Source organism: Rhodococcus sp. IEGM 1302 (genome assembly GCF_030056935.1).
In the GTDB taxonomy this organism is placed as follows: Bacteria; Actinomycetota; Actinomycetes; order Mycobacteriales; family Mycobacteriaceae; genus Rhodococcus_F; species Rhodococcus_F qingshengii.
The window spans coordinates 35,433-56,970 of the sequence record NZ_JASHKY010000029.1; the positions used below are offsets into that span (position 1 = coordinate 35,433).

A 21,538-nucleotide genomic window follows, 5' to 3' on the forward strand; every position below is an offset into this window, starting at 1 on the left:
GGCGTGTGAACTGAATATGGACACCCACTGGACAAACGGTTGGTATGCCCGGATTTCCAGTCCGCGAAACAGTCCTTCGCACTGTGAACCTGCTAGGTGCCCAACTCTGCGACCAAGGCGTCGACGACCGCAACCAGATCGCCGCCCGTCGCTTCCGCTACACGACGTTGCCGCTGGTAGGACGCGCCGCGCCGGGGAATGTCCGCCACCGACGCCAACTCGTCCGCGCAGCCGAGCGAGACCGCGATCGGCGCCAAGTCGTCGAGTAGGCGATCCAGATCGTCAGTGACGAGGCACTCGTTTGCGTCGGAGTCGAGGATGATCTCGGCGTCCAGTCCGTATCTCGCTGCGCGCCACTTGTTTTCCTTGACGTGCCACGGCTGCATGTTCGGCAGAGTCTCACCGGCGCTCAGTCTGCGGTCCAGATCGACGATGAGGCAGTGGACCAGAGCAACGAGGGCACCCAGTTCGGCGCGCGTCGAGACGCCGTCGAAGACCCGGACCTCGATGGTTCCCCACTTCGGCGCAGGACGGATGTCCCAGTGCATGCCACCGATCTTGGTGATCACACCGGTCTTCATCTGGTCGTCGATGAACGACTCGTATTCGGCCCAGTTCTCGAACTGGTACGGAAGACCTGCGGTGGGGAGCTGCTGGAACATCAACGCTCGATTGGACGCATAGCCGGTGTCGACACCGGCCCACATCGGCGAGGATGCCGACAGCGCCAGCAAATGCGGATAGCGCTGCAGCAGTGCGTTGATGATGGGGAAAACGCGGTCCGCGGACGAGACACCCACGTGGACGTGCACGCCCCAGATCAGCATCTGCCGACCCCACCACTGCGTGCGTTCGATGAGCTCGTCGTAGTCGGGCGTCCGGGTGACCAACTGAGTCGACCATTGCGCGAACGGGTGCGTGCCCGCGCTGATGAGGTCGACGCCCAGCGGATTCGCAGCGCGACGCAGCAGATCCAGTGACCTGTCGAGATCACTCATCGCCTCGCCGACCGTCGAATGAATACCCGTGACGAGTTCAACGGTATTTCGCAGTAGTTCCTTGGTGATGTGCGGGGTTTCGGAGCCGGCAAGCTCTTCGACCGCCGAAAACACCTCGGCTGCTGTGTTGGAGAGATCTCTGGTCTTGCGATCGACCAGCGCGATCTCCCACTCCACGCCCAGCGTCGGACGCGGCGAACCTGGAAATGGAACTACCACGCAGAGAATCCAATCACAGTGTCGGTAAAAACACCGTGCTGGCTACTGCGTGGTAGTCGCCGGAAGTGATGCAAAACTCAGGTGAGTTTGTCAGCTCTTGGTGATGACACCGCAAGCAACGCGTCCGCCTGCGTCACCGGTGTCGAGAGTCTGCTGGTCCGGTGCCGGCGCGTAACGCGTCGGGATGTTGCCGAAGTTGTCCGCTCCGGCGTGGATCATGACGGATGTTCCACCGTTTGCGACCAGTTCGTCGACGGTGAATGCATCGGTCGTGGTGACCAGTGTGGCGGTGCCGTCTTCGAGGACCTGAACCGAAGTGAGGTCGCCGCTCGCCGGGTGGCCCGTGTGACCCTCGGCCTGGAAGTGTCCGCCTGCCGAGAGGAAGTTACCCGGCTCTCCGCCGCTGGGGGCAACGGAATTGGTCTCGCACTTGGCGACCTGGTGGACGTGGAATCCGTGGAAGCCGGGGGTGAGGCCCTTGGCGTCGAGGGTGACCTTGACGTCGCTACCTTCCTGCGCGAACGTGACCGTTCCGACCTTGGCGCCGTCGGTGCCGTTCAGCGTTGCGGTGACCGTTTCGGCAGAAGCGCCGGCGTGAGCCGTCTCGGAACCGTGGCCGCCCGCGCTTTCGTGCGCGCTGGGATCGGCTGCACCGGTCCACACCGGAGGAGTCGTGCCGGGGACGCTGCTGGGCTCTTCGCTGTTACTGCAAGCGGTCAAGCCGAAAGCGGCAATCGCGACTACAGGGGCAACGACGCGCCAGGACATACGCCGGGTGCTGCTGGGGGCCATCGAACCGCTCCTTTGAGGTGGCGAGAAAGTGCTTCTGATCATAACGGCGCGTGTAGTAGCTGGAACCGACGGGTCAGTTCCACCTTCACGACCGGTCAGTTGGAGGTCACGATCACGATCACGCCAGGTGACGCGTTCGCGATGCCGGCGAATCGAGGCTCTGCGGAGACTCCGAGTTCAGCCGCGATCTTCTGCGCCGCTGCCTTCTCCGCCGCGGACGATCCGTAATACACCGTCGTCGTACTGACGGTGCCCTCGCTGTAGTTACCCGTCTCCTCGACGTTCCAACCTGCTGCCGTCAATTCCTCGGCGGTGCCTGCTGCCAGACCGGAGACGGTGCTGTTGTTGAGAACTCGAACGCTGACATTCGACGTGTCGGTGCCGCTCGCGGAGCTGGAAGTCGTGGTCGTCGCAGTTCCCGAGGGTCGCGACGTGGTGGTGGTATCGCCCGAAGCGGGTTGCGTCGTCGCTGCCGGATTGGAAGTGGCAGGTGCCGGCGCGGGGGCGCTCGTCGTGGCAGGCGCCGAGGATTCGGTCTGCTCTGCTGCGGTGTTCTCGTCGCCCGATCCACCGTCGCTCGATCCACCCAGTGAGGCTGCTCCGAGACCGATGAACACGATCGCCAACGCGATCAACACCATGGCGATTGCGCGAAGCGGAGGTCCGGACGGCTGCTCTTTCGGGGTACTCACGATGTCGACCTTATCGCCAGTGCGTGGACAGCCCGATCATATGTACGCGTGATTCAGGTGACCTCGAAGCCGAGGCGGCGGGCGGCCCTGGCCTTCTGACGGCTGGCACGCAGACGACGCAGGCGCTTGACCAGCATGGGATCAGCCGCCAAGGATTCGGGGCGATCGACCAAGGCGTTGAGAACCTGGTAGTAGCGGGTTGCCGACATGTCGAACAACTCCTTGATGGCTTCTTCCTTCGCACCGGCGTACTTCCACCACTGACGCTCGAAGGAGAGGATGTCGTGCTCCCGGCGGGTGAGGCCGTCTTCGCCGACCTCGTGCATGCCTGCTGTATCTACTACCGAATCGTCGGCGCCAGTGCCTTCGGACTGGTTCCGACTACGCGCGGTTGCGCCGTCCATGTCACTCCTCGACTGCTGTGCTCGGCGTCAGCGAGACTCGTATGCCCGGTGTTCTTTTTCCGACCGAATTCTCGCGGCCGTGAGTTTCCCGGTCCCCTGGCCCGAAGGTAACTCACAATTTCCCCCGCGGCCCACGTTCCGACCGAGCAACGAATTACATCGCTGTTCTTCAGCAACCATTGAACCATGATCGAGTGTGCGGGCCGTGATAACTACGCGGGCGCGCCGCACTATCCTTGTCCGCATGGCTATCCTCCCCATCCGAATCGTCGGCGACCCGGTACTGCACAAGGCGACAGAGCCGGTCACTCAGTCCCCGGCCGAGATCGCCGAACTGATCGCAGACATGTACGAGACGATGGACGCTGCCAACGGCGTCGGTCTGGCGGCCAATCAGGTCGGTGTTCCACTGCGAGTCTTCGTCTACGACTGCCCCGGCGACGACCGCAGCAGCGAGCGTCGACGCGGCGTCGTCGTGAACCCGGTACTCGAGACGTCCGAAATCCCCCAGACGATGCCCGACCCGGACGAAGACTTCGAGGGTTGCCTGTCCGTTCCCGGCGAGCAGTTCCCGACGGGTCGCGCCGATTGGGCGAAGGTCACCGGCACCGACGCCGACGGCAACCCGATCGAGGTCGAGGGCACCGGATTCTTCGCACGGATGCTCCAGCACGAGACCGGGCATCTCGACGGTTTCCTCTACACGGACGTACTGATCGGCCGCAACGCGCGCGCTGCCAAGAAGATCATCAAGCGTTCCGGTTGGGGCAAGCCCGGTCTGACCTGGACGCCGGGGACCGTCGACGATCCGTTCGGTCACGACGACGACGATTACGAAGACTGAGAATTCTGCTCTGAACGGCAACATTTCGATCGGTAGCCGGGTGGTCTTGCGATACAAGCTCCCACCCGGCTATTCGCATCCCATGACCGACGTCATCGGCATCCTCGAGGGCGCCGATCCCATCGCCGTTCGCGCCGGCGACGGTCGGCTGGTCCAGGTCTCCGCCGATCAGGTGATCGCGCTCAAGAGTCTCTCGGCCCGCCCGATTCGCATCGGCGAGATTCGAAACCTCGAAACGGCTGCTGCGGCGGCGTGGCCGGGGGTCGAGCAGGCGTGGATCGACGGTTGGTTGCTGCGCGCCGGTCACGGTGTCACCGGCCGCGCCAATTCGGCTTTGCCGCTCGGTGGTGCGGGGGCGGTTGCCGGCTTCGACGCGAGCACCATCGAGCGGATACGCCAGTGGTTCGGTGACCGCGGCCTGCCAACCCTGCTGCTCCTCCCCGATCGACTCGGCACCGCTCCGGACGGGTGGACCAGCAAGAAGGAAACCATCGTGATGGCCGCCGATCTGGACAATGTCACGCTGCCGCTCGGTCCTCCGGTCACCTCGTTCGCCGACCGCCCCGACCACAACTGGCTGTCGATGTACGACGCCCACGGCGATCCGGCGTACGTCGAGGCGGTCCTCACGGCTGTCGTGGGCACTGCAACTTTCGGCGCGATCGGAAACACCGACACGACGCTTGCCATCGGGCGCGCTGCGCTCACCGAGGCACCCGACCACAAACGCTGGGTAGGACTGACCGGCATTCACGTCGCCCCTGAACACCGTCGTCACGGAATCGGGTCGCTGATCTGCGGAGATCTACTCTCCTGGGGTCGTGAGAACGGTGCGACGCACGCGTACCTCCAGGTTTCGGCGGACAACTTCGCGGCGATCGCGCTGTACGAGCGGCTCGGATTCGTCGAACACCACCGCTACCGATACGCCACCGATCCTGTCGGCGGCTGACGCTAGGCTTGCCCTCGTGCGCATCGCTACCTGGAACGTCAACTCCGTCCGTGCCCGTACCGACAGGATCATCGACTGGCTCGGTCGATCCGACGTCGACGTCCTGGCAATGCAGGAAACCAAGTGCAAGGACGAGCAGTTTCCGTACGAACGCTTCAAGGAAATCGGCTACGAGGTCGCCCACGTCGGGTTGAGCCAGTGGAACGGTGTCGCCATCGCTTCCCGCGTCGGCTTGGAGGACGTGCAGATCGGATTCGAGGATCAGCCCGGATTCGACAAGGATCCCGAGGCAGACCCGGTCCGCGAGGCACGTGCGATCGGTGCCACCTGCGGCGGTGTGCGGGTGTGGAGCCTGTACGTCCCCAACGGCCGTGAGCTGGAAGACCCGCATTACGCCTACAAGCTGGATTGGCTGGCCAAGCTGCGCGACGACGCGGAGGGCTGGCTCAAGCAGGATCCCGACGCGCAGATCGCCCTGGTCGGCGACTGGAACGTCGCTCCCACGGACGACGACGTGTGGGATCCCGCTTTCTTCGAGGGCAAGACCCACACGTCGGAGCCGGAACGAGCTGCGTTCACCGCCTTCACCGAGTCCGGGTTCGCGGACGTAGTTCGCCCGTACACACCCGGTCCCGGCGTGTACACGTACTGGGATTACACGCAGCTTCGCTTCCCGAAGAAGCAGGGTATGCGAATCGACTTCATCCTCGGCTCACCGGCATTCGCAGCTCGCGTCGAGGCGGCCGAGATCGATCGAAACGAGCGAAAAGGCAAGGGCGCCAGCGATCACGCTCCGGTGATCGTGAATCTCGGGTGATCGTGAATCTCGGAGCCTGATCGTCTGTTTGCACCCTCGGGCTTCTAGTCCTCGACGAGCAGTTCCAGATACTCGGGGTGCTCGCCGAGGTACCGCTGAACATAGGTACACACGGGCCGTACCGACCATTCACGTTCACGGGCGCAGTCCATTGCGAACTGCACGAGTACGGCTGCCAGTCCCTGCCCGCCGTACTCCTCTTTGACGACGGTATGCATGTACGCAACCACGTCGCCCGCTTCGGCTCCGCTCCCCGAAATCTCGTCTTCGTCGCGGTATCCGAGGATGCCGACCAACTCGTCGTCGGAGAGCAGTTCGAATCGTTCGTGCGACGGATTGTCCACGAGCGTGACTTCCGGTGAGGTTCCGGTTTTCGAATTTTCGATGTCGTTCATTGCGGCGACCTCCACGGCACGATGTGCACCTGCGCGATCGGCGACAGCTGCGTTCGCACGCTCTCCATAACTGTGATCCATGCCACTCATAGAATCAGCTACCGACGACGCTGTCCCGGGTTCGACCAATTTTTGCACCGGGAACGACCGGATCGCAATCGCAGTTCGCGCCGTCGTTCCCGCGAGAGGTGGGACCGAGCTGCCGTTTCCCCAGGTCCGATCGGTAGGCTCGTCGTCGTGAAGCTGCTGCCCCTGACCCCCGCCGGACAGACCCCGATTCGGGCATTGACCATCGCCGGAACCGACTCCGGTGGCGGAGCCGGCATTCAGGCCGATTCCCGCACGATGGCGATGTGCGGAGTGCACGCCTGCGTGGCCGTCGCCGCAGTGACGGTCCAGAATTCGGTGGGAGTCAGCGGATTCCACGAGATTCCGCCGGAGATCGTCGCCGACCAGGTGCGCGTCGTGGTCTCGGACATCGGCGTCGGTGCGGCGAAGACGGGAATGCTCGCGTCGACGACGATCATCGAAGCGGTGGCCGCGGTTGCCGCCGAGGTTGGGATCGGCCGCGACCGTCCGATTCCGCTCGTGGTCGACCCGGTGTGCGCGTCGATGCACGGCGATCCGCTGCTGCACGAAGAAGCTCTCGACGCGGTCCGCAACACCTTGATTCCGGCAGCCACGGTGGTCACTCCGAACCTCGACGAGGTTCGGTTGATCACCGGTATCGAGGTCGTCGACGACAAGAGCGCCCGCCAAGCGGCAGAAGCGCTGCATGCGCTCGGCGCTCAATGGTCCATCGTCAAGGGTGGCCACCTTCGTACTTCGGAGTTGTCCACCGACCTGTTGTTCGACGGCGACCGTTTCCTCGAATTCAGCAGTGCCCGGATCGACACCGGCAACGATCACGGCGGCGGAGACACGCTGGCTGCTGCGATCACTTGCGCTCTCGCACACGGCTATTCCGTTCCGGACGCGGTGGCGTTCGGCAAGGAGTGGGTGACCAAGTGTCTCGAGGCGTCGTACGACCTCGGCGCGGGACACGGTCCGGTGTCCCCGCTCTGGCGGCTCCAGGTCTAGCGCTCGAGGTCCAGGGCGCTAGTTCCGGCGCACGCGCCAGATTCCCAGGTCGACGGGAACTCCGTTGGGCGTGGTCGCGAAAAACCCTCGCCGCCATGGCCGGATCGTGAGATCGAGATCCTCCAGGGTGCCGGCTTCGAGTTCCTCGAGAGTTGTCGCCGACATCATGACGTTGCCGTCGCCGCCCAGGCCCATCATCCGGGCGGCGATGGTCACGTCGACGCCGAGCCAGTCGTCACCGATCTGACGCGGGGTACCCGTGTGTAGGCCGACGCGCATGCGTGGGGTGTATCCGTCGAGATCGACTTCCGCGAGCGCGTCCTGCGCGGTGAACACCGCCTTCAAAGCCGCATCCGGGCGAATGAACACTGCCATCAGACCGTCGCCCATCCGTTTGACGACGTGTCCGCCGTTGTCGGTGATCGGAGTTTCCACGGCCTGCGCCACCGCACGCAGAAGGGTCAGCGTCGCGCCGTCACCGGCTGCGAGCGACCAGGTGGAGAAGCCCACCAGATCGGTGAAGACGATGGTCAGTTCTTGATCGCCACGTCCGCGGCCCATCTTTTCCAGCGCTGCCTGCCACACCTGCAGTGCTCCGAGGCTCACTTCGCGAGTGGCTGCCGGCTTCTGATCGAGCAATCTGTCAGCGACGCGCGCCACGGCGCGGGCACCGCCGGGGCCGGCGAGCGAGAGCGGGTCCCCGAACCCTGGATCACCGGGTAGTGCCCGCCTGAGGCGTCGTAGCGCGTCGATGAGCTGCTGCCGACGGTTAAGTTCTGCCGCAGAGTTCAAGACGACGTCGACGACGCCTCGAACCGAGGAGGAAGAAGCACCTGCCGTGTCGGTGTTCTCCGGGGACAGATCAGCCATAACTCAAGCGTAACTCAGAGTTACAGACAGTGTGCTGCCGCCGTTCTCGCACAGTGGCCTCCTGGTCGCTCGCACAGTCGATCATTCGGTCAGTCGATCATTCGGTCAGTCGATCATTCGGTCAGTCGATCATTCGGTTCTGGCCTGTGTCCGGGCATCGCCGACGGGAACTCCGTTCGGCCCGCTCAAATCCTGGGCATACGTCGCAACTCCGAAGGCTACTGCAGAAGCGTTGGCAGCGAGCGCTTCGCGATCGATGTTCGCGAGGTTGTCCTGGGCACTGTGGTAGTTCGGGTCGAAGGTCTCCTCCGCTTCTCCGCCCCACTTCTCGGCCTGTGCCGGCGTCTTGCGCTCGTCCGCGCCGCTGAACACGCCACCCGCCGGGATCCCGATCTCGATGAACGGGCCGTAGTCGGAGCGCCCGTCGAAGTCCGTTCCGTCCGCCGCAATCCCTCGCCCGGCGAGAAAATCGACGAAGGTGCGCTCGATGCCCGCCGACCCCTCGGGCCCGGGCCCCTCCCCGACGGCATCCGAGTTGTCGCCGTCGTAAGCCAGGTATCCGGCGTTGGGCGAACCGAGCATGTCGAAATTCAGGTACAGGGCGATGTCGGCCCGTTCCTGATCGCTCAGACCCTCGACGTAGCGGGTGGAGCCGACCAATCCCACTTCTTCCGCTCCCCAGAAAGCGAAACGCACGGCATTTTCGATGCTCGGTGAGCTTCCCATCTGCAGCGCGGTTTCCAGTACGGCTGCGGTACCGCTTCCGTTGTCGTTGATTCCGGGACCTTCCGGCACACTGTCCAGGTGGGCGCCCACGACAACCACGTTGTCGGTCGCGCCGGTCTTGGTCTGCGCAATCACGTTGCGCGACTTCGTCGTTTCCGTCGACGTGTCGAGAATCAGCGTGAGGTCTCCGGGCGCTGCGGCAAGAGCCTCGCCCGACGCCTTACTCACCCCGCCGGTCGGAATGCGGGCGTCTTCGGGTTCACCCAAGGTAGCCCCGCCCAGCATTGCGTCCTCGTTGTTGGCAACCAGCAACGCCGCCGCGCCGCGATCAGCGGCGATCTTCTGCTTGTCGCCGAACGGGCACACTCCGCGGGTGACCAGCACGATTGCACCGTTCACGTCGCGGCCGTCGTAGTCGGTGGCCTCGCAACCGGGGGTCTCGTCGGCGGGAATCGCCACCAGACGCGCCGTGATTCCGGTCGGTCCCGTGGAGGTGGAATATGTCAGCGCCCGCACCGGAACATCGGAGCCGTCAGCGGCTTTCAGGGATTCGGTGCCGGGATCGAAGGAGCTGAAGTCGAATTCCGGGGTGCTGACCTCGAAACCCTTGTCTTCGAGCAGGTTTGCCACGTAGTCGACACTGGCGTCGTAGCCGGGGGTACCGGCCGATCGATTGCCCTCGTTGTTGGCGGCGATCTTCTCGAGTTGCTCCAGATGCCCGGTCACGGCGTCGACCGTGACGGTCTCGGAGAATGCAACCGGGTCTGTCGGGACGGCCGCTTCACTTCCCGACGAGCATCCACTCACCACGAGTGCTCCAGCCATTGCGACCACAACCACACCGAAGAGTCTCATCTTCGGAGGATATCGGCCGAAGCACAGGAAAGGGACCCAGTACGAATGGTTTTTCGTACTGGGTCCCTACTCTGCTGTCACTCCTGGTTCTCGGTAGGTCTCCCGACAACACCTACCGAGGGAGCGACAAGATCAGGCGTCGCGACGATTCACGATGACGATACTTGCTCCGAAAATCACCAGAACGAAGGCCGCGAAGTAGATCAGGCTGCCCCAGGGTCCCCAGTGGAAGTCGACGCCACCGCTGCTCGCACTGAGGAAGTGGTTTGCATTCGCGAACGGCAGGAACGGGGTGATCTTCTCGCCGAAGCTGCCGAACAGTCCGAACAGGCTCTCGATGAGCAGCGGCCAGAGCAGGAGCAACGCAATTGCGCCGGCCGACTGGCGAATGATCGATCCGACGCCGACAGCGAGAATCACGCACAGGAAGGCGTAGATCGGGATGCCGTAGATCGCGCGCCAGTCACTGCCGCTCGACAGGGTCAATCCGGCACTCGCCTCGGTACCGGCGATGGCCTTGGCCATGGCGTACGCGCCGAAGGCGAGAACAAATGTCAGTACAGCACCGAAAGCACCGATGAGGCCGGCTTTGGCGATCAGAACCGAGGCACGGTTCGGAACGGCCTGGAAGGTGGTGCGGATGGTCCCGAAGCGGTACTCACTGGTGACCGCGAGGGCCGCCATGATCATGAGAACCATGATTCCGAAACCCGAGATGCCGGCCGTGGCAACGGCGGTGTCGAGGTCCGGTGCTCCCTGGACGTCGGAGGACGTCAGAGCCGACTTGGCAACCGCGCCCATGATGGCCGCGAAGCCGAGCGCGAGCACGACGATGATGACCGAGCACCACAGCGGCGACTTGGTCGTGGTGATCTTGATACGTTCAGCACTGAGAACAGCCATTACAGTGCACCTCCCATAGCCTGCTGCGTGTTTGCCTGCTGTGTATTTGCCTGCTGTGTATTTGCGTGGTGTGCACCGACACCCGGATCGACACCGGATGCGTGGTACTGGACATCGTCCCCGGTCAACTTCATGAACGCATCCTCGAGCGACCCCTGCTGAGAAGCCAACTCGTACAACACGATCCCCTGCGAACCAGCCAAACCACCGATCACATCAGTGGTCGAATCCACCACCACCAAAGCCGGGGCAACACCGGAACCGTCCTCACGCACCGTCAACCCCTGCGAGAGCAACACACTGCGCAACGCATCGAGCTGAGGACTACGCACCCGCACCGTCGACTCCGACGAACGATCCACGAACTCCGCAACCGTCGAATCCGAAATCAACCGACCCCGACCGATCACCACCAACTGCTCCGCCGTGAGCGCCATCTCCGACAGAAGGTGACTCGACACCAACACCGTGCGGCCCTCGGCCGCCAACCGCCGCATGAACTTACGAATCCAGACGATGCCCTCCGGATCGAGACCGTTGACCGGCTCGTCGAACAACAACACCTTCGGATCCCCCAACAACGCACCCGCCAACCCCAGACGCTGCGACATACCGAGCGAGAACCCGCCGGCCTTCTTGCCCGCCACCTCGGACAACCCGACCAACCCGAGCACCTCGTCGACGCGGGACTTCGGGATCCCGTTCGAAGCAGCCATCCACTGCAGATGTGCACGCGCACTGCGATTGGGGTGCACCCACTTCGCATCCAGCAACGCGCCGACAGTCCGCAACGGCGTCTTGAGCTCGCGGTACGGCTTGCCCTCGATCAACGCCGCACCCGACGTCGGCTGATCCAGACCCAGGATCATCCGCATCGTCGTCGACTTACCTGCACCGTTCGGGCCCAGGAAGCCCGTCACGATGCCCGGCTTGACCGTGAACGACAAATCGTCCACCGCTTTCGTCGGTCCGTAAACCTTGGTCAATCCCCTCAGTTCAATCATGAGGAGAACTTTGCCCTACCGGCAATGACCAGCACATCGGCCACAGGTCTAGTTCCGAGTGGTACTCAGGTAGGACACGAAGCCGGACAATCTGGGCATAACCCTGAGAAAACACCCGGAAATGGTCCGTCAGGACGATGCTTGGGCCCAGAACCGCTTGGGAATCCGGCCGGCGTGACGCGCTTCGAAACCTGCTACCACTGCGTGCCGCATCGCCGACGCCATCAACGCGGGATTCTTGGCCCGCGTCACCGCTGTCGCAAGTAGGACGGCGTCGCAGCCCAACTCCATGGCAAGGGTGGCGTCGCTGGCCGTTCCGATTCCGGCGTCGAGGATGACGGGCACGCCGGCGCGCTCGACGATCATCTCGATATTGTGCGGATTCGCGATACCCAGCCCTGTCCCGATGGGTGAACCGAGCGGCATGACTGCCGCGCAGCCGACCTCTTCGAGGCGAAGCGCCAGCACCGGATCGTCCGTCGTGTACGGCAGGACGGTGAATCCGTCGTCCACCAATTGTTCTGCGGCGGAGACGAGTTCGATTGCGTCGGGCAGCAGAGTCCGCTCGTCGGCGATGACTTCGAGTTTGACCCAGTTCGTCTCGAGCGCTTCGCGTGCCAACTGCGCCGTCAGGACCGCTTCGGCGGCGCCCCGACACCCGGCGGTGTTCGGCAACGGTTCGATTCCGAGGCGACGAAGCAGGTCCAGAACGCCGGTGCCGCCTGCCGCGTCGACTCGCCGCATCGCGACGGTGGTCAGTTCGGTACCGGAGGCGACAAGCGCTTCCTCGAGCACCGCAAGGTTGGCGGCGCCGCCTGTCCCCGTGATGAGCCGGGAACCGAAACTGCGGCCCGCGATAGTGAGAAGGTCCTGCTCAGCCACCCTGCACCGCCGTGAGGATCTCGATTTCCCAACCACGTCCGACGGATTCGTCCCAACGCCCGCGAGGAAAGAGCGCACCGTCGACGGCGACGGCGATGCCTTTGCTCGGCAACTCGAGGTGCGTCAGAAGTTCGGTCACCGTGACTGCTCGATCGAACTCGAGATCTTCGCCGTTGACGGTGATCCCGATCGGGACCTGCTCACTCATGAATTTTCCTTAGCTACTGCGAACCGCTCGGGTTCGGTTCCTTTTACCTCGACCAAAGATGTGCCGTTCAGCAACGCGACCGTCGCATCGGCGGTGACGGGCGTCAGCAGGACCCCGTTGCGGCCGTGCCCGGTGGAGACGACAACACGATCGGACACGCGCCCGATCAACGGCAGGTTGTCCGGCGTCATGGGACGCAGACCTGCCGCGCACTCGTACAGTTCGTATTCGCCGATCGCCGGCATCAGTGCCTCGGCGTCGTTGATCAGGTCCCGTACTCCGGCCATCGTGACCTGTGTGTCCTCACCAGACTCGTATTGTGTTGCGCCGACGACGATTCCGTCACCGCGCGGGACGAGGTAGGCGGGCCGCCCGTGGACGCTTCCGCGGATGGTGCGGCTGGGCGCCGGGGTGACTCCAGGCCTACTGCGCAAGCGAAGGATTTCGCCCTTGACCGGGCGTACCGGTAGCCCGGGCCACAGCTTGGGTGACGCGATACCGGCGGTGAGCACTATCTGATCGGTATCGAGTTCGGCGAGGTCGTCGACGGCCCGCGCGATCAATTCGACGCCGGATTCCGCACAGGCCTTCTGCAACGCCGCCAGCAGAAGTCTGTTGTCGACGGCGGACTCACCAACAGCCATCAACCCCGACCGGATGCCCCGGCCCAGCATCGGTTCGAGTTCACGGATGCGCGCGCGACCGAGAACTTCGAGTTCGTGCCCCTGCGAGCTCACCCACTCGGCGATGGTCTGCAGGTCCTGCGCGTCGGCAGCGTCGAGTGCAACCGTCAGCGAGCTGTCCGCGGTGAAGACCGATTGCCCGAATTTTCCGAGCTCCTCACCGAACGTCGGCCACCGTTCCAGGGACGCTGCACCGATTGTCAACGCGGTTTCTTCACCCGGCCAGCCTTCGGAAAGCGGGGCAAGCATTCCGCCCGCCACCCACGAAGCACCTGATCCAATGGACGGGTCGTACAACCGAACGGCCCACCCGTCGCGGGCTGCTCGCCACGCGATAGCGAGACCGATGACACCGCCGCCGACAACCGACACCGTACGAGCGTGTGTACTCACGAAACTCCACCTCCACTTCCTGCGCCGGCATGATCCGGGTCAGGTCTGACGGTCGGGATCTGGTCGCGATCCCCTCTCAGCCCTACGAACCTCGCAGTCACGACAAAAAGTGACGACGACGTTTCAGGACTCCCGTGTCGAACCTTGCTCCCTAGAGGCTACCGTTTGCTCCGTGCACCCCACACATCCCAGTAACGACATCGACCGGCGCGAGCGCCTGGCAGCAGCACGGCTGTACCTGTGCACCGACGCGCGCCGCGAGAAAGGCGACCTCGCGCAGTTCGCCGAGGCAGCATTGTCCGGCGGAGTCGACATCATCCAATTGCGTGACAAAGGCTCTGCCGGTGAGCGCGAGTTCGGCCCGCTCGAGGCCAAGGACGAACTGGTGGCGCTGGGCATTCTCGCGACCGCAGCGCGACGCCACGGCGCATTGTTGGCCGTCAACGATCGCGCGGATCTCGCGATGGCTTCCGGCGCCGACATCCTCCACCTCGGCCAGAACGACATTCCCGTCCCCTACGCGCGAACCGTTGTCGGTGAAGACGTAGTCATCGGCCGTTCGACGAGCAGTCGCGCGCAGGCGAGTCTGGCCGCCATCGAAGAGGGCGTCGACTACTTCTGTACCGGGCCGGTCTGGGCGACACCGACCAAACCGAATCGAAGTGCGTCCGGTTTGGAACTGGTTCGATCGACCGCCGACGCCGCACCGCCGCGGCCCTGGTTCGCGATCGGCGGCATCGACGAGGAACGTCTGCCAGAGCTGCTCGACGCCGGCGCCACGCGCATCGTCGTCGTGCGTGCAATCACGCAAGCATCGGATCCCCAGGCGGCCGCGCAACGCCTCGCCGCAGCCGTCGCTGGGCGCTGAAAGCCGGTAACTGGCGTTCGTCAAGTGTTTGCCGGGCGATTTCCGCACAGTTACGGGTCAGCACGCCTGACTCGAATTATGAACGGAAGTTGTCCGATCAGACAACAAACTCCCAGTTCCTAGGTGCGATTGGATGTCCGAAAAGTCGGATTAAGTGATCTTACTCACAGTTGCTTCGATTGCGTGTCACATCCCATTCGGTTTGTTGTAGTTTACCTCCAGTTACTAACTGAACCTAGGAGCACTAAATGGGATCCCTCGACACCGGCTCGCTCAGCACCGAATCGCTCGAAGACCTGAACCTCGGCAAGATCAGCGAGCTGCTCAAGCTCGGTATCACCGCGGTCAGCTTCATCACGGCGCTGAACTCGCTCAGCTGAGCCTCGTTTCGGTCGACGACCGAAACACCGAAGGGCCGGACTCCCGCGGAGTCCGGCCCTTCTGCTGTGTATGAACTGTGAAGACTCGAGTGCTACGACTGCGTACTCGACGCCTCGGACAGGTTCTGGTCACTGCCTGACTGCTCACTGCCTTGGTGGGAACTACCCGACAACCATCCGAATCCGCCGTCCTCGAGCACGACGGTGTGCGGATCGCCGTCCACGGCCACAACAGGCTCGGTCCGGAGGTCGGGCCATGAGGAACCGAAGCCCGGATGCAGCGGCAGTGAGTCGACGTCGGCTTCGCGTACCCACCGCAACTCGGTGCTCTCACCATTGGCAACCGTCGACAGTGGATGCGCCGCGTCAGCCACGACGGTGGTGTAAGTCCACCCGCTCTCGGCGCGCATCGTCACTACTTCCCCGCGGACACGGACGGCGTCCTCGGCGATACCTGCTTCTTCGTGTGCTTCCCGGACGGCAGCGTGCGTCGTGCTCTCGTGTGAGTCCCGCGCACCGCCGGGCAGTGCCCACGTTCCGCCCTGATGGCTCCACGCCGCACGATGCTGCAGCAAGACCATGGGTGATCCGTCCGAATCGGGGGCACGCAGAAGCAGTCCTGCGGCTCCGTGTTTACCCCAATGCCGAGTACCGTCCGATCCGATGGACCAACCGTCACCGTCACCACGCATCGACTACCTCGCTCCGCCTGCTCTCGCCGTTGTCCCACACTAACCGTTTCAATCTGCTCCAGGTGTAGGTGATGCTTATATGCTCGCGAAGATGCCCTGAATCATTTCTCGGCGGCATCATTTCTCGGTCCCGCCTACAGCGAAGTGAGGTGCTCGATGGTCGACCGTGTCGTCCCGTCCATCGAACCCCGGTCGCTGCCGCCCTCCGAGGCCACATCAGTGTCGGCGGAGGACGAGCAGGCACTTCTGCGGCGCGAACTGCAGGCCTTCATGTCCTCGACGCCTGGCCGGTTGACCGTCGTCGGACTGATCCTGATCGCGATCACTTTGATCGCCGGACTCCTCGCCACCGCAGCGATCGAGAACCGCCAGGCGAACCTCGACCTCCTCCTCGTCGAAACCGAGCCTCTCGCCAACTCGGCCCAGAATCTCTACAGTGCGTTGTCCTTGGCAGACGCCGCCGCGGCCACCGCCTTCATCTCCGGCGGCCTCGAACCCGCCGAAGTCCGCGACCGATACACGCAGTCGATCGGTGAGGCCTCTGCGGAGATCGTCCAGGCGTCGGCCGGTCTCGACTCGACCGATCTTGCCGGTCACAGCGCGTTGACCACCATCTCGACCGACCTCTCCGTCTACACCGGGCTGGTCGAAACTGCACGGGCGAACAATCGCGTCGGAAACCCGGTCGGGGCAGCATATTTGAGCGAGGCCTCGCAGTTGATGCAGACCTCGCTGCTGCCGATGGCCCAGCAACTGCACGCCTCGCAGGAGACGCTGGTCTCCCAAGTACAGCGCGATTTCGAGACTCCACCGTGGTGGCCGATCGTGGCGTTCGTCTTCGTGCTGTGCGCGCTGGTGGCGACACAGATGTACTTCTCCCGCAAGAGTCGCCGACGCTTCAATCTCGGGTTGATCCTTGCCTCGCTCGCGGTCGCTGCAGCTCTGCTGTGGCTGCTCACGGTCGGACTGGTCTCCGCACTGGCCACCGGGCGCGCGCTCGACGCCGGGGCCGAGCCACTGCACGAACTGACCGAGGCACGAATCATGGCGCAGCAAGCACGCACCGTGGAAACCCTCACGCTGGCGAGGCGGGATTCGACCGCCGAGGACAACGTGACGTTCACCCGCAAGGTCGATGCTCTGCGGGACATCCTCGAGGGCCTGCAAAGCGACGAACGCGCCCGAGTGAACAGCGAAGTGCTGACCGCCGCACTCGACTCGCGCCAGCAGTGGGTGGCTGCGCACACGCGCATGTACGACCGTCTCGGAAACGGCGACTTCACGTCCGCCGCAGCCATCACCATCGGCGCCGGAGAACAGGATTCGGCCGCGGAGTACGGAAAGCTCGATCACGAACTCTGGCAGGGAATCGTGGATTCGCGCACGAATCTTCGGTCCGACGTCTCGTACGCCTCCCGGGTGTTGGCTGCCTCTGCACCGGGCATGTCTGTATTGGCAGTTCTCGGAGTTGCCGGAATCTTCATCGGATTCTGGCCTCGACTGCGGGAGTATCAGTGACGGGAGTACCGGTGATGCGGAGGAAGAGCCCGGCCGTATGTGTCGCGGTTCTGGCAGCGGCCATGCTGGTGCTCGCCGGTTGCGGTGCGGATCGAGCCGAAGACTTGGACAACGCAGGCGCCACGTCGTACACGGAACCGCCGCTGCCGGCCGAGGCCACCATCGCTCCCAGCCCGACACCGACGACTACCGCGTCGTGCACCAACCTCACCGCGAGCCTGCGGCCCACCCCCGCAGACGCATCTCCGCAGCCACCCACGCCGAGCCTCGACGCCATCCGCGCCCGCGGGCGGCTGATCGTGGGCCTGGACACCGGTTCCAACCTCATGAGCTTTCGCGATCCGGCCACCGGGCGCCTCGAGGGTTTCGACGTGGACATCGCCCGCGAAATCGCCCGAGATCTGCTCGGTGACCCGGAGAAGATCGAGTACCGAATCCTGACGTCGGACGATCGGATCGCCGCACTCCAGGAATCGATGGTCGACGTGGTCGTCAAGACCATGACCATCACGTGCGAGCGGCGCGAGAAGGTCGACTTCTCGACGCAGTACTTCTCCGCTGAACAACGAATTCAGGTCTTGCAGGGGTCATCCGTCCGCGGCATCGACGACCTCGCAGGCAAGCGGGTCTGCGCTGCCCGGGGAACGACCTCGGCGACTCGAATCCAGCAACTCCAACCCGAAGCCACCGTCGTCACCGTCCCGATGTGGTCCGACTGCCTCGTCGTCCTCCAGCAGGGGCAGGTGGACGCGATCAGCACCGACGACACGATCCTCGCGGGCCTCGCCTCGCAAGACCCGTATCTGATGATGGTCGGTGGCTCACTGGGCGTCGAACCGTACGGAATCGGAGTGAACAAGGACAACCCCGACTTGGTCCGATTCGTCAACGGAACACTGGATCGGATCCGGAGCGACGGGACCTGGAACCGTATCTACGACCGCTGGCTCAGCGTCCTCGGTCCTTCGCCCGGTCCCCCGCCGGCCGTCTACCGGGATTGAGGCTGACATGACCGAAGAAACCGGCCCCGAGCCCGACGCCACGCAGGCTTCCATGCGTCCCGAACCCGAAGCCACCGGCGCCTACGAGCGGCCCGAGCCCGAAGCCACCGGCGCCTACGAGCGGCCCGAGCCCGAAGCCACGGGCGCCTACGAGCGTCTCGAACCGACCTCGGCCCAGATACGAGCAACCACGCCGTCCGCGTCCTCCTCCCCTACCGGCCGCTCCACTCGATCCCGCCGCAGCCGGTCGGGGCGAAAGCTGCGCCTCGGCGGCGGCCTGGTCGAGGTTCCCCCCGTCCCGCAGATCGACCCCGCATCTGCGGTGATGAGTGACCCGACCGTCCCCGAGCGGAAACGCTTCTGTTGGAAATGCAACGAACCAGTCGGTCGTAAGAGCGCAAGCACCAAGGCAACTCAGCACGGCACCTGCCCCAAGTGCGGTTCCACTTTCGACTTCCGCCCACTTCTCGAAGAGGGCGAATTGGTGTCCGGTCAGTACGAGGTTCAAGGGCCCATCGCGCACGGCGGCCTGGGATGGATCTACCTCGCGATCGATCGCAATGTCAGCGACAGGTGGGTAGTTCTCAAGGGGCTCTTGCATTTCGGTGATTCCGAAGCGCAAGCCGTTGCGGTGGCCGAGCGTCAGTTCCTCGCCGAGGTCGCCAACCCCAGCATCGTCAAGATCTTCAACTTCGTCGAGCATCCGCGCCCGGACGGCACACCCATGGGGTACATCGTCATGGAGTACGTGGGTGGGCGATCATTGCGCGAGGTGCTGGCCGAATTCCCGGACGGCAAGCACATGCCGATCGAGCAGGCAATCGGCTATGTACTGGAAATCCTTCCGGCGCTGAGCTATCTGCATTCCACCGGCCTGGCCTACAACGACCTCAAACCCGAGAACGTGATGGTCACCGAGGATCAGTTGAAGCTGATCGATCTCGGCGCCGTGTCCGGAATCGAAGACTACGGGTACCTGTACGGTACCGCCGGCTATCAAGCACCCGAGATCATCGAGACCGGTCCGACCATCGCCTCCGACATCTTCACCGTCGGAAGAACACTCGCGGTTCTCACCCTCGACATGCCTTCGAAGCACGGACGGTACCTCGACGGCCTTCCCGAACCCGAGGACGAGCCACTACTGCGCGACCACGAGTTCTTTCACCGTCTCCTGCTACGCGCTACCGACCCGGATCCGAAGAAGCGATTCCAGTCCGCCGAGGAAATCGCGGGACAACTCACCGGCGTTCTGCGAGAAATCCTCGCCGAGCAGACCGGGCAGGAGAATCCCGGACTCTCGCTCGTGTTCAGCAGGCAGCGAACGTCTTTCGGCACCGATGAATTGGTCGGGCAAACCGATGTGTACGTCGACGGTATCAGCCACGACGCCGCTCTCGATCCGCGCGAAGTTGCGCACGCACTTCCCATTCCGTTGGTCGACCCCACCGATCCCAGCGCGCCGTTGCTGGCAGCGGCGGTGCACAGCGAACCGTCTCAGACTCTCGATGCTCTCAAGCATGCCCGCGAGAACGGAATCGACCGAACGTCGGGCACACCCGCGGCCGCCGTCTCGGGCGAAGTTCGACTGGCCGAGGCCAAGGCTCATCTCGATCTCGGTGATCCGGAAACCGCACTGACAGTTCTGGGCGAACTCCAGCAGAACATCGGGGACCACTGGAAGATCGAGTGGTATCGAGGACTTGCGGCGTTACAACTGGACCGATTCGAGCCCGCTTTCAGTCACTTCGAGACAGTTCTCACCGCACTGCCCGGCGAGGCTGCACCCAAGCTGGCGTTGGCAGCGACGGCAGAACTGATTCTCCAGCACTGGGAGAGCGACGACCCGGACCAATGGTGCCGCTTCTCCGAGAAGTACTACCGCACCGTCTGGCGGACCGAACGGAACTACGTCAGCGCAGCATTCGGGCTCGCCCGACAACTCGCCGATCACGGCAACAAGAAGGCAGCCATCGCCGCCCTCGACGAAGTACCCACGTCTTCCCGGCACTACAACGTCGCACGGATGTCCAGCGCTCTGACGATGCTGTCCGGCGTTCCGATCGCCGAACTCGACGAATCGACTCTGCGGGAAGCCGCCCGTCGTGTTCGGGCGCTGCCTGCTGAAGAGAGCCGAAGCCTGCAGATGCGAACCCTGGTGTTGGGCACGGCACTCGATTGGATTCGCTACGGCAATCGCTCGCACACCGAACTCGAACCCATCCTCGACCTGCCCTTCACCGAGCAAGGTCTGCGCACCGGAGCCGAAGCCTGCCTTCGAGCCCTCGCTCGCGCCACGACCTCCCGCACGCACCGCTACGCCCTCGTGGACCGGGCGAATGCGGTGCGTCCGCGCAGCAATTTCTGACGGACGCCCCGAGGTTTACAGTGCTGCAGAAACCTACAGTGCGGCCACCAAAGCCTTCGCCGCGCGGGCGATCGCCAACTCCTCGTTGGTGGGGACCACCAGCACCTCGACGGCCGACGAGGATGCGGAGATACGACGCTCGTCGCGATTCTTCGCCTCGTTGAGAGCCGGATCGACCTCGATACCGAGACGGGAAAGCCCGGCCAGGCTGTCGCGTCGCACGTCGATGTTGTTCTCCCCGACGCCACCGGTGAAGGTGATGACGTCGACGCCACCGAGTTGAACGATGAAGGCACCGATGTACTTACGGAGCATGTGTACGTAAACGTCGTACGCAAGTTGTGCGTCTTGGTCGCCGCCCTCGATCAGTGCGAGCAGGGCACGGAAATCGTTGACTCCCGACAGTCCCTTCAAACCGGAGCGCCGGTTGAGGAGGTCGTCGATCTCGTCGACCTTCATTCCCGAGTTGCGGTTGAGGTGCAAGATGATGCCTGGATCGATGTCGCCGCTGCGGGTGCCCATGACAAGACCCTCGAGCGGGGTGAGGCCCATCGTGGTGTCGATGGCCTTGCCGCCCTTGATTGCCGAGGCCGAAGCGCCGTTTCCGAGGTGCAGGACTATCTGATTCAGCTCGGCCGGATCCTTGCCGAGGAACTCCGCGACCCGTCCAGACACGTATTCGTGTGAGGTCCCGTGGAAGCCGTACCGGCGAATCTGGTTGGCCTTGGCCACATCCCGATCGATCGCATAGGTGGACGCCGCCGCGGGCAGTGTGTGAAAGAAGGCGGTGTCGAACACTGCGACGTGCGGAACGTCTGGCAGTTCTTCGCGCGCCACCTCGATACCGATCACGTTGGCCGGATTGTGCAGCGGCGCAAGGTTCGACAAATCCGCGATGGCTTTCACGACGCCGTCGTCGATGAGAGTCGGCGAATAGAAGATGTCACCACCGTGCACGACTCGGTGACCGACTGCGATGATTCCGGCCTCACTC

The 21,538-nt window shown here is 63.8% G+C and carries 23 protein-coding genes and 1 riboswitch; of the genes, 9 read left to right on the top strand and 14 right to left on the bottom strand.

Annotated features, from left to right (window positions below; all coding sequences use genetic code 11):
* Nucleotides 1-92: 92 nt before the first annotated feature.
* The 4 genes from QM609_RS25345 to napA form a co-directional block, all read right to left on the bottom strand.
* Nucleotides 93-1,217, bottom strand: coding sequence for a glutamate--cysteine ligase (locus QM609_RS25345; protein WP_003945034.1), 1,125 nt, complete (start codon nt 1,215-1,217; stop codon nt 93-95).
* Between the two features lie 90 nt (nt 1,218-1,307).
* Nucleotides 1,308-2,009, bottom strand: a complete 702-nt coding sequence (gene sodC, locus QM609_RS25350; protein ID WP_007730117.1) for a superoxide dismutase[Cu-Zn] — start codon at nt 2,007-2,009, stop codon at nt 1,308-1,310.
* A gap of 95 nt (nt 2,010-2,104) precedes the next feature.
* Nucleotides 2,105-2,701 carry a LytR C-terminal domain-containing protein gene (locus tag QM609_RS25355; protein WP_054186902.1) on the bottom strand — a complete coding sequence of 199 codons (597 nt, stop codon included), beginning with the start codon at nt 2,699-2,701 and terminating at the stop codon, nt 2,105-2,107.
* A 53-nt stretch (nt 2,702-2,754) separates the two neighbouring features.
* On the bottom strand, nt 2,755-3,105 hold the full coding sequence (gene napA, locus QM609_RS25360) for a nucleoid-associated protein NapA (RefSeq protein WP_007730120.1): 351 nt from the start codon (nt 3,103-3,105) through the stop codon (nt 2,755-2,757).
* Nucleotides 3,106-3,349: 244 nt separating this feature from the next.
* On the opposite strand from napA, the gene QM609_RS25365 reads away from it, so the two are divergent.
* The 3 genes from QM609_RS25365 to QM609_RS25375 are packed head-to-tail and all read left to right on the top strand — an operon-like array spanning nt 3,350 to nt 5,718.
* Nucleotides 3,350-3,949 (top strand): peptide deformylase, encoded by a 600-nt coding sequence (locus QM609_RS25365; protein WP_003945053.1) that lies wholly within the window; start codon nt 3,350-3,352, stop codon nt 3,947-3,949.
* Between the two features lie 10 nt (nt 3,950-3,959).
* A complete protein-coding gene (locus tag QM609_RS25370; protein WP_439131452.1) occupies nt 3,960-4,901 on the top strand; it encodes an N-acetylglutamate synthase, CG3035 family in 942 nt (313 codons plus the stop codon).
* A gap of 16 nt (nt 4,902-4,917) precedes the next feature.
* Nucleotides 4,918-5,718, top strand: coding sequence for an exodeoxyribonuclease III (locus tag QM609_RS25375; RefSeq protein ID WP_054186900.1), 801 nt, complete (start codon nt 4,918-4,920; stop codon nt 5,716-5,718).
* 44 nt (nt 5,719-5,762) lie between these two features.
* On the opposite strand, the gene QM609_RS25380 is transcribed toward QM609_RS25375, so the two are convergent.
* Nucleotides 5,763-6,113, bottom strand: coding sequence for a GNAT family N-acetyltransferase (locus QM609_RS25380; protein ID WP_003945052.1), 351 nt, complete (start codon nt 6,111-6,113; stop codon nt 5,763-5,765).
* A 237-nt stretch (nt 6,114-6,350) separates the two neighbouring features.
* Between QM609_RS25380 and thiD the strand changes: the two genes are divergently transcribed.
* Entirely contained in the window at nt 6,351-7,193 is an 843-nt protein-coding gene (thiD, locus tag QM609_RS25385; RefSeq protein WP_003945044.1) for a bifunctional hydroxymethylpyrimidine kinase/phosphomethylpyrimidine kinase, read from the top strand.
* An 18-nt stretch (nt 7,194-7,211) separates the two neighbouring features.
* Here thiD and QM609_RS25390 read toward each other — a convergent pair whose 3' ends face one another.
* The 7 genes from QM609_RS25390 to thiO form a co-directional block, all read right to left on the bottom strand.
* Nucleotides 7,212-8,063 carry an adenylate/guanylate cyclase domain-containing protein gene (locus tag QM609_RS25390; RefSeq protein WP_007730127.1) on the bottom strand — a complete coding sequence of 284 codons (852 nt, stop codon included), beginning with the start codon at nt 8,061-8,063 and terminating at the stop codon, nt 7,212-7,214.
* Nucleotides 8,064-8,192: 129 nt separating this feature from the next.
* Complete coding sequence (locus QM609_RS25395) at nt 8,193-9,644, bottom strand: M20/M25/M40 family metallo-hydrolase (protein WP_187781773.1); 1,452 nt, start codon at nt 9,642-9,644, stop codon at nt 8,193-8,195.
* A gap of 132 nt (nt 9,645-9,776) precedes the next feature.
* Entirely contained in the window at nt 9,777-10,547 is a 771-nt protein-coding gene (locus QM609_RS25400; RefSeq protein WP_047268852.1) for an ABC transporter permease, read from the bottom strand.
* Nucleotides 10,547-11,551: an ABC transporter ATP-binding protein gene (locus QM609_RS25405; RefSeq protein ID WP_283337597.1), complete on the bottom strand. Its 1,005-nt coding sequence runs from the start codon at nt 11,549-11,551 to the stop codon at nt 10,547-10,549. Before QM609_RS25405 ends, QM609_RS25400 begins: the two co-directional genes overlap by 1 nt.
* 129 nt (nt 11,552-11,680) lie before the next feature.
* Nucleotides 11,681-12,433, bottom strand: a complete 753-nt coding sequence (locus QM609_RS25410) for a thiazole synthase (RefSeq protein WP_007726857.1) — start codon at nt 12,431-12,433, stop codon at nt 11,681-11,683.
* Nucleotides 12,426-12,641, bottom strand: a complete 216-nt coding sequence (gene thiS, locus QM609_RS25415) for a sulfur carrier protein ThiS (RefSeq protein ID WP_003944402.1) — start codon at nt 12,639-12,641, stop codon at nt 12,426-12,428. The genes QM609_RS25410 and thiS overlap by 8 nt, the downstream gene beginning before the upstream one ends.
* Nucleotides 12,638-13,717, bottom strand: a complete 1,080-nt coding sequence (thiO, locus tag QM609_RS25420; protein ID WP_003944311.1) for a glycine oxidase ThiO — start codon at nt 13,715-13,717, stop codon at nt 12,638-12,640. The genes thiS and thiO overlap by 4 nt, the downstream gene beginning before the upstream one ends.
* Nucleotides 13,717-13,863: riboswitch (TPP riboswitch) on the bottom strand. Its footprint overlaps the gene before it by 1 nt.
* Before the next feature lie 26 nt (nt 13,864-13,889).
* Here thiO and thiE point away from each other — a divergent pair.
* Together thiE and QM609_RS25430 are read left to right on the top strand one after the other, a co-directional pair.
* Complete coding sequence (thiE, locus tag QM609_RS25425; protein ID WP_003944422.1) at nt 13,890-14,585, top strand: thiamine phosphate synthase; 696 nt, start codon at nt 13,890-13,892, stop codon at nt 14,583-14,585.
* A gap of 248 nt (nt 14,586-14,833) precedes the next feature.
* Nucleotides 14,834-14,965: a hypothetical protein gene (locus QM609_RS25430; RefSeq protein WP_003944354.1), complete on the top strand. Its 132-nt coding sequence runs from the start codon at nt 14,834-14,836 to the stop codon at nt 14,963-14,965.
* Between the two features lie 92 nt (nt 14,966-15,057).
* On the opposite strand, the gene QM609_RS25435 is transcribed toward QM609_RS25430, so the two are convergent.
* Nucleotides 15,058-15,657, bottom strand: a complete 600-nt coding sequence (locus QM609_RS25435) for an NUDIX hydrolase (RefSeq protein WP_042925897.1) — start codon at nt 15,655-15,657, stop codon at nt 15,058-15,060.
* Between the two features lie 156 nt (nt 15,658-15,813).
* Here QM609_RS25435 and QM609_RS25440 point away from each other — a divergent pair, with 156 nt between their 5' ends.
* The 3 genes from QM609_RS25440 to QM609_RS25450 are packed head-to-tail and all read left to right on the top strand — an operon-like array spanning nt 15,814 to nt 20,544.
* Nucleotides 15,814-17,175, top strand: a complete 1,362-nt coding sequence (locus QM609_RS25440) for a GlnX family signal transduction membrane protein (protein ID WP_042452116.1) — start codon at nt 15,814-15,816, stop codon at nt 17,173-17,175.
* A 14-nt stretch (nt 17,176-17,189) separates the two neighbouring features.
* Nucleotides 17,190-18,176, top strand: a complete 987-nt coding sequence (locus QM609_RS25445) for a glutamate ABC transporter substrate-binding protein (RefSeq protein ID WP_003944406.1) — start codon at nt 17,190-17,192, stop codon at nt 18,174-18,176.
* Between the two features lie 7 nt (nt 18,177-18,183).
* Complete coding sequence (locus QM609_RS25450; protein WP_054186926.1) at nt 18,184-20,544, top strand: serine/threonine-protein kinase; 2,361 nt, start codon at nt 18,184-18,186, stop codon at nt 20,542-20,544.
* Between the two features lie 33 nt (nt 20,545-20,577).
* Here QM609_RS25450 and QM609_RS25455 read toward each other — a convergent pair.
* On the bottom strand, nt 20,578-21,538 hold a 961-nt coding region (locus QM609_RS25455; RefSeq protein WP_283337598.1), incomplete at its 5' end, for an acetate kinase.

Coding starts and splice junctions, on each gene's coding strand:
- sodC (WP_007730117.1), bottom strand. CDS start 2,009: ATGGCCCCCAGCAGCACCCGGCGTATGTCCTGGCGCGTCGTTGCCCCT.
- napA (WP_007730120.1), bottom strand. CDS start 3,105: ATGGACGGCGCAACCGCGCGTAGTCGGAACCAGTCCGAAGGCACTGGC.
- QM609_RS25365 (WP_003945053.1), top strand. CDS start 3,350: ATGGCTATCCTCCCCATCCGAATCGTCGGCGACCCGGTACTGCACAAG.
- QM609_RS25380 (WP_003945052.1), bottom strand. CDS start 6,113: ATGAACGACATCGAAAATTCGAAAACCGGAACCTCACCGGAAGTCACG.
- QM609_RS25390 (WP_007730127.1), bottom strand. CDS start 8,063: ATGGCTGATCTGTCCCCGGAGAACACCGACACGGCAGGTGCTTCTTCC.
- QM609_RS25395 (WP_187781773.1), bottom strand. CDS start 9,644: ATGAGACTCTTCGGTGTGGTTGTGGTCGCAATGGCTGGAGCACTCGTG.
- QM609_RS25400 (WP_047268852.1), bottom strand. CDS start 10,547: ATGGCTGTTCTCAGTGCTGAACGTATCAAGATCACCACGACCAAGTCG.
- QM609_RS25405 (WP_283337597.1), bottom strand. CDS start 11,551: ATGATTGAACTGAGGGGATTGACCAAGGTTTACGGACCGACGAAAGCG.
- thiS (WP_003944402.1), bottom strand. CDS start 12,641: ATGAGTGAGCAGGTCCCGATCGGGATCACCGTCAACGGCGAAGATCTC.
- QM609_RS25430 (WP_003944354.1), top strand. CDS start 14,834: ATGGGATCCCTCGACACCGGCTCGCTCAGCACCGAATCGCTCGAAGAC.
- QM609_RS25435 (WP_042925897.1), bottom strand. CDS start 15,657: ATGCGTGGTGACGGTGACGGTTGGTCCATCGGATCGGACGGTACTCGG.
- QM609_RS25440 (WP_042452116.1), top strand. CDS start 15,814: ATGGTCGACCGTGTCGTCCCGTCCATCGAACCCCGGTCGCTGCCGCCC.
- QM609_RS25445 (WP_003944406.1), top strand. CDS start 17,190: ATGCGGAGGAAGAGCCCGGCCGTATGTGTCGCGGTTCTGGCAGCGGCC.
- QM609_RS25450 (WP_054186926.1), top strand. CDS start 18,184: ATGACCGAAGAAACCGGCCCCGAGCCCGACGCCACGCAGGCTTCCATG.